Source organism: Aquisalimonas lutea (assembly GCF_030409225.1).
GTDB classification, from domain to species: domain Bacteria; phylum Pseudomonadota; class Gammaproteobacteria; order Nitrococcales; family Aquisalimonadaceae; genus Aquisalimonas; species Aquisalimonas lutea.
Genome location: NZ_JAUFPK010000004.1, coordinates 295340 through 307933 on the forward strand (window position 1 = coordinate 295340; position 12594 = coordinate 307933).

General features: G+C 68.9%; 15 protein-coding genes. 8 read left to right on the plus strand and 7 right to left on the minus strand.

Annotated elements, in window-relative coordinates:
* Positions 1-12: 12 nt before the first annotated feature.
* On the minus strand, positions 13-645 hold the full coding sequence (gene upp / locus QWY84_RS12495; RefSeq protein WP_290203040.1) for a uracil phosphoribosyltransferase: 633 nt from the start codon (positions 643-645) through the stop codon (positions 13-15).
* A gap of 123 nt (positions 646-768) precedes the next feature.
* The gene (locus QWY84_RS12500; protein WP_290203041.1) at positions 769-1437 is read right to left on the minus strand and encodes a hypothetical protein; all 669 of its coding nucleotides are present in this window, start codon (positions 1435-1437) and stop codon (positions 769-771) included.
* A 225-nt stretch (positions 1438-1662) separates the two neighbouring features.
* Here QWY84_RS12500 and QWY84_RS12505 point away from each other — a divergent pair, with 225 nt between their 5' ends.
* From QWY84_RS12505 to QWY84_RS12520, 4 genes are all read left to right on the plus strand, one after another.
* Positions 1663-2334, plus strand: a complete 672-nt coding sequence (locus QWY84_RS12505) for an RNA polymerase sigma factor (protein ID WP_290203042.1) — start codon at positions 1663-1665, stop codon at positions 2332-2334.
* On the plus strand, positions 2331-2567 hold the full coding sequence (locus tag QWY84_RS12510; RefSeq protein ID WP_290203043.1) for an anti-sigma factor family protein: 237 nt from the start codon (positions 2331-2333) through the stop codon (positions 2565-2567). Before QWY84_RS12505 ends, QWY84_RS12510 begins: the two co-directional genes overlap by 4 nt.
* 37 nt (positions 2568-2604) lie before the next feature.
* Positions 2605-3837 carry a MerC family mercury resistance protein gene (locus tag QWY84_RS12515; RefSeq protein WP_290203044.1) on the plus strand — a complete coding sequence of 411 codons (1233 nt, stop codon included), beginning with the start codon at positions 2605-2607 and terminating at the stop codon, positions 3835-3837.
* An 82-nt stretch (positions 3838-3919) separates the two neighbouring features.
* Positions 3920-4609: a CoA pyrophosphatase gene (locus QWY84_RS12520; RefSeq protein WP_290203045.1), complete on the plus strand. Its 690-nt coding sequence runs from the start codon at positions 3920-3922 to the stop codon at positions 4607-4609.
* Here the strand turns inward: QWY84_RS12520 and QWY84_RS12525 are convergent.
* Positions 4606-5499 carry a fumarylacetoacetate hydrolase family protein gene (locus tag QWY84_RS12525; RefSeq protein ID WP_290203046.1) on the minus strand — a complete coding sequence of 298 codons (894 nt, stop codon included), beginning with the start codon at positions 5497-5499 and terminating at the stop codon, positions 4606-4608. The two genes, QWY84_RS12520 and QWY84_RS12525, sit on opposite strands and share 4 nt — an antisense overlap.
* A gap of 82 nt (positions 5500-5581) precedes the next feature.
* On the opposite strand from QWY84_RS12525, the gene QWY84_RS12530 reads away from it, so the two are divergent.
* The gene (locus QWY84_RS12530) at positions 5582-6628 is read left to right on the plus strand and encodes a L,D-transpeptidase family protein (RefSeq protein WP_290203047.1); all 1047 of its coding nucleotides are present in this window, start codon (positions 5582-5584) and stop codon (positions 6626-6628) included.
* Between the two features lie 100 nt (positions 6629-6728).
* Here the strand turns inward: QWY84_RS12530 and QWY84_RS12535 are convergent, their stop codons facing one another.
* From QWY84_RS12535 to QWY84_RS12545, 3 genes are all read right to left on the minus strand, one after another.
* A complete protein-coding gene (locus QWY84_RS12535; RefSeq protein WP_290203048.1) occupies positions 6729-7019 on the minus strand; it encodes an Lpp/OprI family alanine-zipper lipoprotein in 291 nt (96 codons plus the stop codon).
* 244 nt (positions 7020-7263) lie between these two features.
* The gene (locus tag QWY84_RS12540; RefSeq protein ID WP_290203049.1) at positions 7264-7839 is read right to left on the minus strand and encodes a L,D-transpeptidase family protein; all 576 of its coding nucleotides are present in this window, start codon (positions 7837-7839) and stop codon (positions 7264-7266) included.
* The gene (locus QWY84_RS12545) at positions 7839-8120 is read right to left on the minus strand and encodes a glutaredoxin family protein (RefSeq protein ID WP_290203050.1); all 282 of its coding nucleotides are present in this window, start codon (positions 8118-8120) and stop codon (positions 7839-7841) included. Before QWY84_RS12545 ends, QWY84_RS12540 begins: the two co-directional genes overlap by 1 nt.
* 62 nt (positions 8121-8182) lie before the next feature.
* Here QWY84_RS12545 and dusA point away from each other — a divergent pair, with 62 nt between their 5' ends.
* On the plus strand, positions 8183-9271 hold the full coding sequence (gene dusA, locus QWY84_RS12550; RefSeq protein ID WP_290203051.1) for a tRNA dihydrouridine(20/20a) synthase DusA: 1089 nt from the start codon (positions 8183-8185) through the stop codon (positions 9269-9271).
* Positions 9272-9276: 5 nt separating this feature from the next.
* Here the strand turns inward: dusA and QWY84_RS12555 are convergent, their stop codons facing one another.
* Positions 9277-10074 carry a TatD family hydrolase gene (locus tag QWY84_RS12555; protein WP_290203052.1) on the minus strand — a complete coding sequence of 266 codons (798 nt, stop codon included), beginning with the start codon at positions 10072-10074 and terminating at the stop codon, positions 9277-9279.
* Positions 10075-10193: 119 nt separating this feature from the next.
* Here QWY84_RS12555 and QWY84_RS12560 point away from each other — a divergent pair, with 119 nt between their 5' ends.
* A complete protein-coding gene (locus QWY84_RS12560) occupies positions 10194-11765 on the plus strand; it encodes a class I adenylate-forming enzyme family protein (RefSeq protein WP_290203053.1) in 1572 nt (523 codons plus the stop codon).
* Positions 11762-12583 (plus strand): bifunctional hydroxymethylpyrimidine kinase/phosphomethylpyrimidine kinase, encoded by an 822-nt coding sequence (thiD, locus tag QWY84_RS12565; protein ID WP_290203054.1) that lies wholly within the window; start codon positions 11762-11764, stop codon positions 12581-12583. The genes QWY84_RS12560 and thiD overlap by 4 nt, the downstream gene beginning before the upstream one ends.
* Positions 12584-12594: the final 11 nt, after the last annotated feature.

Consider the following 12594-nt stretch of genomic DNA (forward strand, 5'->3'; position numbering starts at 1 on the left):
TGCGGCGGGCCGTCATTTGGTGCCGAACATCCGGTCGCCGGCATCGCCGAGTCCCGGCACGATGTACGCCTTGTCATTGAGACCGCGATCAACAGCGGCCGTAAAGACGGCGACGTCGGGATGCTCCCGGTGAAACGCCTCGATCCCCTCGGGGGCGGCCAGCAGGCAGAGAAAGCGGATGCGCGACGCACCCTCGCGCTTGAGGCGGTGCACCGCGGCCGCCGCCGAGTGACCGGTGGCCAGCATGGGGTCGACGACGATCACCTCCCGCTCGTGCAGGCGGGAGGGCACCTTGAAGTAGTACTCGACGGCCTCCAGGGTCTCCGGATCCCGGTACAGGCCGATGTGGCCGACGCGTGCGGAGGGCACCAGCTCCAGGACGCCGTCGAGCAGGCCGCTGCCGGCCCGGAGAATGGACACGAAGCACAGCTTCTTGCCGTCGAGGGCCGGTGCTTCCATGGGCTCCAGCGGCGTCTCGATGGGGATGTTGGTCAGCGGCAGGTCCCGCGTGACCTCATAGCAGAGCAGGAGCGCGGTCTCCCGCAGGATGCTCCGGAACTTGGCCGTGGAGGTGGTCTTCTGGCGCAGCTGGGTCAGCTTGTGCTGGACCAGGGGGTGCTCGACGACGTGGATGTCTCGGGTCATGGTCTGCTCCGGTGAGGTGCCGAGAATGCCCCTGTAGTATGCAGGCGCGACGTGCTCCCGTTCGACAGGGAACGGGGCGGCAATGCACCCGGTCCCGAACAGGGGCCCGGAGGTGCCGGTGCCTCAGCGTCCCATGGGCTCGGGCACCGGCAGATGCTGTACGCCGATGGCGCCGAGCACGAACAGGCCCGGAAGGATCGCCGTGGCCAAGGCGACGGTAACCGCGAACCGGGGCCAGGTCAGCAGGCGCGTGCCGCCGTACACCAGGGCGATGCCGCCACCGCCGCCCACGGCGGTGTTGCCGGGCAGGTTGAGGAGCAGGGCGAGCGTGGCGGCCGGCACGAGGCCGGTCGGCAGGCAACGGGCGAGGCGATCCATCCGGGCCTTGAGGGAGGCGGGAATCCGTATCTGCCTTGCATACGGCTGCCAGTCCAGGTGACGGCCGATGCCGAAGGCGAGATTGAGCCCCAGGGATGTCGCCGCGTAGGCGCCCAGGGCGCCGGCTTCGCCGAAGACAACCATGATCAGCACGCCGAGCTCCACGGACGGGACGAACGGCACCGTGAGCAGCAGCATGTAGACGAGGCAGGCAAGCAGGAGCACGGTGGTACTGTCGGCCCCGGCTTCCAGCCAGTGCGGTGCCACGGAGCTGAACGGGGCCACCGTGGCGGCAACGACCGCGATCAGCGCGACAACGCGGGCGGCGTGCACCCGCCGCCGGGCCGCGGCGGCGGTGCGCAGGCAGAGCCCGGCGCGGGCGGAGCAGCGATGATCAGCGGTGTCCGGGCGCATGGCTTCACCTCGGGGCCGGCGGGGTGCAGTGATCTGGCCGGGCAGCCCGGCGCTTGCCCGGGGTGCTCGCAGGGACGCGGGGGAACAGCGGATGGTTCCCGGTGGCCGCGCAGGGCTGTGTCCGGGAACGTTTCGGGCACACAATGCGTCCTTGGGAGACCACGGCATCGAAGGCCGGTGGGTCCGGCGATGTCGCGTGATGGCCCCGCGACCAGGGGGCGGGGAATGATGGAGCCACCAGAGCCGAATGAGCGCACGTCCCCGGACCGGGAGAAACGCCGCCGCCTCTTCGAGCAGGAGGTGATACGCCTGATGGACCGCCTCTACGGCACCGCGCTGCGACTGACCCGGAATCCGGATGATGCCGAGGATGTGGTTGCCGAGGCGGTGGAGCGGGCATGGACCCGGCTGGATGATCTCCGTGGCTGGGAGCACTTCGAAGGGTGGTTGTTCCGCGTCCTGAACAACACCTTCATCAGCATGTGGCGGCGCCGCCGCAGCCGCCAGGACCGGGAGACGGAATTCGACGACCCGGATTCCGCCGCGTCTCCGGACGAGCGGGATTTCTCCCTGTACCGCAAGCTGCACCAGCCGTTCCTGCTGTGGTGGGGAACGCCCCAGGACCAGTTCCTCGACCGCCTGGTCCTCGATGACCTGCAGCGCGCCCTGGACTCGCTGCCCGACCCTTTCCGGGTCGTCGTTGTGCTGGTGGAGGTCCAGGGCTATACGTATGACGAGGTAGCAGGCCTGCTGGAGATTCCGGTCGGGACCGTGCGGTCACGGCTCAGCCGCGCCCGGGCGCTGCTGCAGAAGCGGCTCTGGGAGTACGGCAACCGGCCCGCAGCCGCACGGGATCCCCGCAACGGCGGATCCTCCACCGATGGAGAGCGCCCATGAGCAGCGATTCCCTCACCTGCGAGGAGGTCATCAGGCAGCTCTTCGCGTACCTGGACCGGGAGCTGGACACCCAGGTCAGCGCCGAGATCGACCGTCATCTGGAAACATGCCGCGAGTGCTTCAGCCGGGCGGAGTTCGAGCGGCGGTTGCGGCAGAAGGTCCGCGAGACGGCCCGGGAGGAGCCGCCGGAGCGACTGCAGCGCCGTATCCGGGCAATGCTCGACCGGTACTGAAACGGGGGATGCCCCCCAGGGGGAAGGGGAGGCTCGGATGGTCGCTATCCTCGGTTATTCACGGGAGCAGATCTTCGCCGCGGTCAAGGAGATGTACACCACCGTGGCCGAGGCGCCGTCGTCGCCGTTCCATTTCCCGGTGGGACGTCCGGCGTGCGAGACACTGGGGTACACGCGCGAGCGCATCGAATCCGTGCCGTGGCAGTTGGTGGCGTCGTTCGCCGGCGTGGGCTGTCCGTTCAACGGCGAGGCCGTCGGCGTCGGCGACACGGCCCTTGATATCGGCGCCGGGGCCGGGAACGACTCCTTCATCGCCAGCGACATGGTCGGCCCCGGCGGGCGGGTGATCGCCATGGACATCACGCCGGCGATGGCGCGCAAGCTTGCTGAAACCGTCCGCGAAGCCGGTGTCGGCAACATCGACGTCCTGCTGGGCTCGGCGGAGCAGCTTCCCCTGCGCGACGGCGCCGTGGACAGCATCACCAGCAACGGGGTGCTCAACCTGGTTCCCGACAAGCGCCGCGCAGTCGCCGAGATGTTCCGCGTGCTGCGCCCGGACGGGCGCCTGCAGATCGCCGACGTCGTCATCGACCGCCCGGTGAGCGTGGACTGCCACACGGACCCCCGGCTGTGGGTGGAGTGCGTGGTCGGAGCGACGGTGGAAGAAGACTTCCTGGCCCTGTTCCGGGATGCCGGATTCGAGGACGTGCATATCGTGCGCAGCATCGACTACTTCGCTCACAGTCCCAGCGCGCAGACCCGGGAGATCGCCGCGAGCTTCGGCGCGCGCTCCATCGAGGTAACCATGCGGCGGGGCCCGGTGGCGCCGAGTCGGGCACGGCAGTTCCTGCAGCGCATGAACCCCCGGCGCGTGGTCGCCTCGCTGTGGCGGCGCGGGTTCATGGGCGTTGCCGGGCTCGGCCTGGCCCTGCTGACGTGCTACGGCACCGTTGTCGCGTTGACGCTGCTGGCAACCCTGGGCATGGGGCTGACCCTGGACCGGACCCTCTGGTCGGGGGCGATCGCGGGCTTTGCATGGCTGACGGTGGCGGCCGTGGCACCGGGATCGCGTTTTCACGGGCGACCGTGGCCGGCCGTGGCGGCCGCGACCGGAGCGGCCGTCGTGTCCTTCGCGCTTTTCGTCCACTACTGGTTCGTGATCGAGCTCGGCGGCTTTCTGCTGCTGGGCGCCGCGGTATGGTGGGACATCCGGGCGAGGCGTCGGCAGGAGAGCCGGATCCTCGGGCTGGATGCCCATGCCGGGTCGTGATCATGCCGGGCAGGGATGGGTTGGTGCCGGCGGCCGGGCCGTTGTAATCTAGTTTCATGAATGGAATTCCGGGGCGGAACAGGTGGATGCCCGCCGCGTCCCCCGGATTCAATGGCAGGAGCTGACGCTGAACGCCGGGGCCGACGATACTACCTCTTTCTGTGACCGGATTGCCCGCTGCCTCCATGATGCCGAGGCAGTGCAGCGGCCGGGATTCCCCTTCGATCCCGCGCGGTTGCGCAACGCCGCCGTACTCGTGCCGCTGATCGACCGGCCCGACGGCGTGCACGTCCTTCTGACGCGGCGCAGCGAGTTCCTGAACAAGCACGCCGGCCAGATCAGCTTCCCGGGCGGACGTATCGAGCCGTCGGACGCCACGCCGCTGGCCGCGGCGCTCCGCGAAACCGAGGAAGAGATCGGGCTGGCGGCCCCCCAGATCCAGGTGCTCGGCGGGCTTCCCCGGTACCCGACGATTACCGGGTTCATGATCCACCCCTACGTCGGCTTCGTGCGCGAGTCGGGGCTGCTGGTACCGCAGCCGGAAGAGGTCGCGGAGATCTTCGAGGTGCCGCTGGGATTCCTGCTCGACCCCGCCAACCATCGGCCTCACCAGGTGGAGCACCAGGGCAGGACGTACCACGTGGATTCCATGCCGTACGGCGAGTACTTCATCTGGGGCGCCACGGCAGCGATCTTCCGGGCATTCTACGACCGGCTGCGCGCGGGCGCCCCCGAGCTGTTGCCCGCATCGGTGCCGTGCGACGAGCGCTAGCCCCGCAGAGCCGGGGATGACACGATCCGGTTGCGCAGACTGCCGATACCGTCCACCCCGCATTCCACCACATCCCCGGGCTGCAGGAACCGCGGGGGATCCTGGGCGAAGCCCACGCCGGCGGGCGTGCCCGTGGCGATGATGTCGCCCGGCTCCAGGGTCATGACGGCGGACAGCCGAGCAATGGTCTCCGGGATGCGGAAGATCTGGTCGGACGTGTGGCCGCTCTGCTGGCGCTCTCCGTTGACATCGCACCACAGCGCCAGATCGTGGGGGTCGGGGATGCTGTCCGCGGAGACGATCACCGGGCCCATGGGACAGCCGCCGTCCAGGCTCTTGCCGAGGAAGAACTGCTTGTGCCGGAACTGCAGGTCCCGGGCGGAGATGTCGTTGATCACGGTGTAGCCGAAGACATGCTCCATCGCCCGCGCTGCCGGGATGTGGCGACCGCCGCGGCCGATGACCGCCGCCAGCTCCACCTCCCAGTCAAGCTGGTCGGTAACGGTCGCATCCAGGGGGATATCCGCGAACGGGCCGTTGACGCTGGATGTCGCCTTGGTAAATACCACCGGGTGCTGCGGCAGCTCCACGGCCTGCCCCTTGGTCTGCTGCGATTCACGGGCATGCTCGGCGTAATTGAGGCCCAGGCACATGATGTTGCGGGGCGGGCGCGGCAGGGGCGCCGCCAGGGTGACCTCGCCCAGGCGGCGGCGCTCGCCGGCGCCCTCCACCAGGCGCTGGCCGTACGCGGCCGCCGCGTCGCCGCCCGCAGTGATCAGTGCCAGCAGGCTTGCCGGCCAGTCCGGGTCGGCGGGTGCCAGGTAGACGAATTCGTCACGAAGGACCCCCCAGCGGCTCGCCTGCCCGTCGGCGATGGTCGTGTACTGCATTGCTTGCGACTCCGATGGTGTCTGCGGCGGAGGCACGAGTATACTACGTGACGGCCAGTGTTCACGGGAGAAGGGAGGCCGAATGCTCCGGTATTGGCATGCATGGTGTCTGCTGCTTGCGCTGGGCCTGGGAGCCGCAGCGCCGGGGCTCGCGGAGGAATCGCTCGACGGGCAGGCCCTGGACGGAGAGGGACAGGCGGATTCCGACGAGAGCCGGGACTACGGCACCGAGCAGAACGTTTTCACTCTCTCCGGGCCCGATGTCGACGTAGTCGGCGAGGTGACGACGGTTACCGCCCGGGAGGAGGACACGCTGCTGGATATCGCCCGCCGGCACGGCCTCGGCTACAGGGAGATCCGCCGGGCGAACCCGGAGGTCGACGTGTGGATGCCGGGTGAAGGCACGGAGGTGACGGTCCCGACCCGCTTCATCCTGCCTCCCGGGCCGCGCGAGGGAATCGTCATCAACCTGCCGGAAATGCGGCTGTACCATTTCCCGCGGCCGGGCCCGGACGGCCGGCAGGTCGTGGAGACGTATCCCATCAGCATCGGGCGCATGGACTGGTCCACGCCCATCGGGGAGACGGAAGTGACGGTGCGCCTCGAGAATCCCGCCTGGTTCCCGCCGGAGTCCGTCCGCGAGCGCGCCGAAGCCAATGGGCGCACGTTGCCGAGGCGGGTCGAGCCCGGGCCGGACAATCCTCTCGGCAAGTATGCCATCGGCCTGGATCTGCCCGGGTATTTCATCCACGGGACCAACAAGCCGGCGGGCGTGGGCATGCGGGCTTCCAGCGGCTGTATTCGCATGTACCCGGAGGATATCGAGGGGCTGATTCACCGGGTGGACCGGGGCATGTCGGTGCGCATCGTCAACGAGCCGTTCAAGGCGGGCTGGTCGGAGGATGGCGAGCTGTACCTGCAGGCCTACCCGGGGCTCGAGGAGGACGCCTCCGAGGACGGACGGAGGACCGCGGCGGTGAAGGCCGTGGCGGACGTCCTCACGGATCGGCCGGCACGGGTGGATTACGAACGCCTCAAGCGGGTCGTTGCCGAGGCAAAAGGACGGCCGGAAGCCATTACCCGCGACGTGATCCGCTCGGGTGTGGCGCAGGCAGAGGCATCCCGGTGACGGCGCCTGTCACGGGGTGAGAGTGCTCGCCGCGGCACCAGCGCCGCGGCGGGAGCATAAAAAACCCCGCCGCAGCGGGGTTTTTTGCGCGGAGAACGAGTTACTTCTGCATGGACTCTTCGAACATGCGGTCGATCTTCTCGTTCAGCTCCTGGATCCGCTCTTCGTTGCGGTTGGCCTTGTACTCCGCGGCCTTGGCCGTGCCTTGGGCTTCCTGGGCCGTCTCGCGCGCCTCGTTGGCCACGTCCAGGGCCTCGGAGGACTGAGCCTGGGCGTCCTCGATCATCTGCTGCATTTCTTCCTGCTGTCCCTGGGCGGCACAGCCGACCAGAACGCCCATGGAAAGGCCCAGCGCGGAGAGCTTCAGCAGCGATTTCAGGCTGTACGACATGTTTTGGGTCTCCTTACGGTTTGTTGTCTTGCCGAACAGCGATGAACGGCAATCGTTGAACATTCTAGAACCATTGCAGCGTGAAGCAAACTCAGTCGATTCCACGGTCGCAATGGTTCCGTCGGTGGCTTGGTTGAACCAGCGTGACGGCACAGCCGCAACGCTCACTGTAGAGAGTAACAGCCATTGTCGGTTCATGCGTCGTGTAGCGGAAAGACGACAGGCAGAATGGCAAAGGGGCGTTTCAGCGCGATGACGCCTGCGCCGTCCGTTCACCCTCGCCGGCGACCACGACGCGCGTGCCCACCTCGACGTACTCCGCGAGCTGGTCCATCTGCTCATCGGTTATGGCGATGCAGCCCTCGGTCCAGTTGGCGCGCCGGTGGAGGTCCGGGTCGCCCTCGCCGAGACCGTGGATGCCGATGTGGCCGCCCACGGAGGTGTCCTGCGGAGGCAGCCGCCGCGCCTTGAGCGCGTCCGTGACCGACAGGAACTCGTCCAGGCTCATGGTGCCGTTGTTGTAGGCGTGACGGACATGGCGGAAATTGGGGAAATCCAGCCCGAAGAACTTGTGGAACCGGCTGTCGGGGTTGACCCAGGCGATGCGGAATTCGCCGATGGGCGTGGTCTGGTCGCCCTGCCGGCGGTGCCGGGATGCGCCCCCGCGGCCGATGGCGATGCGCGGGAAGTGCAGCACCTGCTCGCCGTCGGCGTAGACGCGCATCTCCTGGCGATGCGTGTCCACCAGGACCCAGGATTCGGCGGCAGGCAGCGCGGCCGGAAGCACGAGCAGGAGCAGCAGGGTGAGCAGTCGGGCCATCAATGGTTTCCGGAACGGGTTGCAAGGAATGCCAGCACGTCGCCGACGGCGAAGGGCCAGTGGAGCTCGTGTCCGTCCTCGTGACGTCTCAGCACCGGTATACAATGGCCGTATTGGGCCATGAGCGCGTCATCATGGGCAATATCGACTTCACGAACCGTGACGCCGTCCACAGGAAGGATCTGGTGCAGGACCCGGGCTGCCTCCTCGCAGAGATGGCACCCCAGCGTGGTGTAGAAGTCGTAGGGCGGGTGGCCCGGATGCAGGGCTTCGTCTACCATGTGCGGCCTGTTACGGTCCAAACTGTTACGGGCATGACATCATTCCCGTTGCCGGGTTCACCATGAACGATACCTCGTCTACCGCCATCGCCGGCGCCGAACGGCGCGAGCCGGCTCCCGGGGCCGATCATCGCCTGTCCGTGGCGCCGATGATGGATTGCACGGACCGCTACGCCCGCCGCCTCCTGCGCCTCGTTACGCGGCGCACGCTGCTGTATACGGAGATGGTGCCGGCGGCGGCCATTGTACATGGGCGGGTCGGGCTGTTCCTGGAGTTCGATCCGGCCGAGCATCCCGTGGCGGTCCAGTTCGGCGGCTCCGAGCCGGAGGAGCTGGCGACCTGCGCGCGCTGGGCCGAGCGCTACGGCTACGACGAGATCAACCTCAACGTCGGCTGCCCCAGCGACCGGGTCCAGTCCGGCCGCTTCGGCGCCTGCCTGATGGCGGAGCCGGACCGGGTGGCGGCGTGCGTGGCGGCCATGGCCGATGCGACGACGCTGCCGGTGACGGTCAAGACCCGGATCGGCATCGACGAGCACGACTCCTGGCAGTTCCTGACGGATTTCGTCGGCACGGTGGCGCAGGCGGGCTGCCGGACGTTCATCGTGCACGCGCGCAAGGCATGGCTGCACGGATTGAGCCCGAAGCAGAACCGGGAGGTGCCGCCCCTGGATCATCAGCGCGTGCGGGACCTCAAGCAGGCGTTCCCCCACCTGCGGTTCGTCCTCAACGGCGGCGTCACCCGCCTCGACACCGTGTGCCGCGAGCTGTCTGCGGTGGACGGCGTCATGATGGGCCGTGAGGCCTATCACAATCCGTACGTCCTGGCGCAGGCCGATGCCCGGGTTTTCGGGGCGCAGAGCGCGGCGCCGAGCCGGCACCAGGTGCTGGCGGCGTATCTCCCCTTCGTCGAGGAGCAGCTCCGGCGCGGGGCGCCGCTGAGCGCCATGAGCCGGCACCTGCTGGGGCTGTTCCAGGGATGCCCGGGGGCGCGGGCATGGCGGCGGCATATCAGCGAGAACGCGCACAGGCGCGGCGCGGGGCCGGAAGTCCTGGAGCAGGCGGCCGCACATGTGCACGAGCAACCCCGGTCCCCGGCGTCCGCTGCGGTGCCGGACCGGGCCGCGGATTCCGGGCGCATCGGCGCCTGACTTCCTCAGCCCTGCGTGAGCTGGAAGAAGCGCTCGGCGACTGCGGTGGTGCTCGCGGCGACCTGCTCCGGCGTCTCTCCGCGATGGCGGGCAACGGCCTCGGCGATGTGCGGCAGGAAGGCCGGCTCGTTGCGCCCGCCGCGAGGCTTCGGGCGCAGGTCCCGCGGGAGCAGCCAGGGCGCATCGGTCTCGATCATGAGCCGCTCGGCGGGGATGTCCCGCACCAGCTCCTGGAGCTCCGCGCCCCGGCGCTCGTCGCAGATCCACCCGGTGACGCCGATATGCAGCCCCATGTCCAGGTAGTCGTGGAGCGCGCGGCGCGTGTCGGTAAAGCAGTGCACCACGGCGTCCACCAACTGGTCGCGGTGTTCCGCCAGGATGCCGATCAGCCGCTCGTGGGCGTCGCGCTGGTGAATGAACACGGGCAGCTGCAGCTCGGCCGCCAGCTCCAGGTGACGGGCGAACGCCGCCTCCTGGTCGGCGCGCGGGGAGAAGTCGCGGTTGAAATCCAGGCCCGTTTCCCCGATGGCGACCACCGATGGGTTCGCGCGCGCGAGCTCGCGGATGGCGGCCACCGTTTCGGCGCTGCAGCTCCGCGCCCCGTGGGGGTGGACCCCGGTGGTCGCCCGGAGCTGATCCGGGTGCGCCCGTGCGAGGGTGCAGGCCTGCTCACTCTCGCTGACACTCGTCCCGGTAACGACGAGGGTCGTCACCCCGTGTTCGCGGGCGCGCTGGAGCACCGCCTCGCGGTCGTCGCGGAACCTGTCACTGGTAAGATTGACCCCGATATCGACAAGCTGCATGTCACCTCCCGTCAGGAGCCGCGTATTATGGGGCCGGGCAGGGGCATGTGTCAGCGTATCGGGCCCCGGGGGTCCGGAACAGCGAGCCAATGTAGCCAATGAATGCGAGAGGAGGCGGCATGCCGCAGGAACCGAACTACGACATCCTGCCCATGGGGTGGATCGGCGACTGGGCCGGCCGGCGGGCGGCGCTCACGCCCCACCGCCCGGCCGTGTACGAGGTGGATGCGGATCAGCGGCTGACGTTCGCCGAGCTCGACCGGCGCGCCCGGCGGGTCGGGGCCTGGCTGGAGGACGAGGCCGGGCTCGACAAGGGCGACCCCATCTGCGTGATCAGCCGCAACCGCCTGGAGGCGCTGGATCTCTATCTCGCGTGCGGCAAGCTGGGAACCATTCTGGCGCCGCTCAGCTACCGCCTGCGGCCCCGGGAGCTCAACGAGCTCCTGGAGCGCATCCAGCCGCGGGCGTTCGTCCACGAGGATGTCTTCGACGATCTGGTCGCCGAGCTGACCCTCCCGGCCTCCGTGGCCCGGCAGGTCCGCATCAGCGACGGCGGCGACAGCGGCTTCGCCGCGCTCCTGGACCATCCGGACCGGGAGGTCAACCGGCCGCTGGCCCAGGCCGACACGTTCCTGTACATCCACACCGGCGGAACCACGGGCACGCCCAAGGTCTGTACCGTTCCGCACCGGCAGATGCTCTGGAACGCCCTGGACATGATCGTCACCAGCGGCAACCTCATGGACCAGCGGCAGCTGATCACCTTTCCCATGTTCCACATCGGCGGCTGGAACTCACTGACCCCCGTTTTCCACGCCGGCGGCTACTCCGTTCTGACCCGCCAGTTCGACCCCGGCCAGGTGCTGGACGTCATCGAGCGCGAGCGGATCCGGACGTTCGGCGGCGTCGAGGCCATGCTGCGCTTCATCGCGGAGCATCCCCGGTTTGCCGAGGCCGACCTGTCCAGCGTCGAGGGCATCACCAGCGCCGGGGCACCCTGCTCGGCGGAGGTCATGGAGCCTTTCTACCGCCGCGGCATCCCCGTGGCCCAGGCGTACGGCCTCACCGAGGCGGGACCGTCGAACTTCATGTACAACGGCATCGACCAGGACCTGGAAACCATCCGCGCCAACAATCGCAGTATCGGCACCAGCATGATCCACTGCGATTTCCTGATCGTCGACCAGGACAGCCGTGAGCCGGTGCCGCGGGGCCAGGTCGGCGTGCTGTACATGCGCAGCCTGCACAACTTCGGCGGCTACCTCGGCCAGCCGGAACGCACGCGGCGGGTGCTCCTCGACGATGGCTGGGTGGACAGCGGCGACCTGGCCGTCGAGGACGAGCAAGGCAACGTGCGCATCGTCGGGCGGGCGGACAACATGTTCATCAGCGGCGGCGAGAATGTCTCTCCGGAAGAGATCGAGAACGTCCTGATGGACTCCGGCCGCGTGTCGCAGGTCTGCGTGGTGGGCGTGGCCGACCCGCGCTGGGGCCAGGTGCCCGTGGCCGCGGTCGTCCCCGTGGCCGGTGCGGAAAGCGGGCTGGCCGATGACCTGCGCAGGCATTGCAAGGATCAGCTGGCCTCGTTCAAGGTGCCGGTCCGGTTCGAGATCGTGGAGACCATTCCCGTGACCGGGGCCGGCAAGCTGGATCGCAACGCACTGCGCAACCGCATCGAGGAGCAGACATGACAACGCGTATCCACGGGCGCGTCCTGGTCGTCGCCGGTTCCGACTCCGGCGGCGGGGCCGGCATCCAGGCCGACATCAAGGCGATCACCGCGCTGGGCGGGTACGCGATGACGGCACTCACCGCGCTCACCGCCCAGAATACCCGGGGCGTTCACGGGGTCCACCCGGTGCCGCCGGCGTTCCTGCGCCAGCAGATCGGTGTGGTCATGGACGACCTCGGGGCGGATGCGCTGAAGACGGGCATGCTCCACGACGCGGCCACCATCGAGTGCGTCGTCGAGCTCGCGGATGGGGCCGGCCGTGGGCTGCCGCTGGTGGTGGATCCGGTGATGGTGGCCCAGAGCGGCGATCGCCTGCTGGACGAGAGCGCCGTGGCCCGGATGGTCGACGACCTGCTGCCGCGGGCGGCCCTGATCACGCCCAATCTTCCGGAAGCGGAAGTGCTCCTGGGGCGCACCATCCAGGACGACGGCGCGATGTCGGAAGCGGCCGCCGCGCTGCACGCCATGACCGGCAGTGCCGTGCTGCTCAAGGGCGGGCACCTGGACGGCGGAACGATCCGCGATGTCCTCGTGGACGCCGACGGACAGCTCGCCTCATTCCGGCACCAGCGCATCGCGACGAAGCACACGCACGGCACGGGCTGCACCCTGGCCTCGGCCATCGCGGCGGGCCTGGCCCGCGGGCTGGCGATGCACGCCGCCGTGGAGGTCGCCCGCCGCTACCTGCTGGAGGCCATCCGCACGGCGCCGGGGTTCGGCCACGGCGGCGGCCCCGTCAACCACTGCCACACGGTGCAGGAACCGGCACAGGGCTGATCCGGTACACC

Excerpts from the sequence above, each read along its gene's own strand:
- upp (WP_290203040.1), bottom strand. The coding sequence starts at position 645 with ATGACCCGAGACATCCACGTCGTCGAGCACCCCCTGGTCCAGCACAAG.
- QWY84_RS12500 (WP_290203041.1), bottom strand. The coding sequence starts at position 1,437 with ATGCGCCCGGACACCGCTGATCATCGCTGCTCCGCCCGCGCCGGGCTC.
- QWY84_RS12505 (WP_290203042.1), top strand. The coding sequence starts at position 1,663 with ATGATGGAGCCACCAGAGCCGAATGAGCGCACGTCCCCGGACCGGGAG.
- QWY84_RS12510 (WP_290203043.1), top strand. The coding sequence starts at position 2,331 with ATGAGCAGCGATTCCCTCACCTGCGAGGAGGTCATCAGGCAGCTCTTC.
- QWY84_RS12515 (WP_290203044.1), top strand. The coding sequence starts at position 2,605 with ATGGTCGCTATCCTCGGTTATTCACGGGAGCAGATCTTCGCCGCGGTC.
- QWY84_RS12525 (WP_290203046.1), bottom strand. The coding sequence starts at position 5,499 with ATGCAGTACACGACCATCGCCGACGGGCAGGCGAGCCGCTGGGGGGTC.
- QWY84_RS12530 (WP_290203047.1), top strand. The coding sequence starts at position 5,582 with ATGCTCCGGTATTGGCATGCATGGTGTCTGCTGCTTGCGCTGGGCCTG.
- QWY84_RS12535 (WP_290203048.1), bottom strand. The coding sequence starts at position 7,019 with ATGTCGTACAGCCTGAAATCGCTGCTGAAGCTCTCCGCGCTGGGCCTT.
- QWY84_RS12540 (WP_290203049.1), bottom strand. The coding sequence starts at position 7,839 with ATGGCCCGACTGCTCACCCTGCTGCTCCTGCTCGTGCTTCCGGCCGCG.
- QWY84_RS12545 (WP_290203050.1), bottom strand. The coding sequence starts at position 8,120 with ATGGTAGACGAAGCCCTGCATCCGGGCCACCCGCCCTACGACTTCTAC.
- dusA (WP_290203051.1), top strand. The coding sequence starts at position 8,183 with ATGAACGATACCTCGTCTACCGCCATCGCCGGCGCCGAACGGCGCGAG.
- QWY84_RS12555 (WP_290203052.1), bottom strand. The coding sequence starts at position 10,074 with ATGCAGCTTGTCGATATCGGGGTCAATCTTACCAGTGACAGGTTCCGC.
- QWY84_RS12560 (WP_290203053.1), top strand. The coding sequence starts at position 10,194 with ATGCCGCAGGAACCGAACTACGACATCCTGCCCATGGGGTGGATCGGC.
- thiD (WP_290203054.1), top strand. The coding sequence starts at position 11,762 with ATGACAACGCGTATCCACGGGCGCGTCCTGGTCGTCGCCGGTTCCGAC.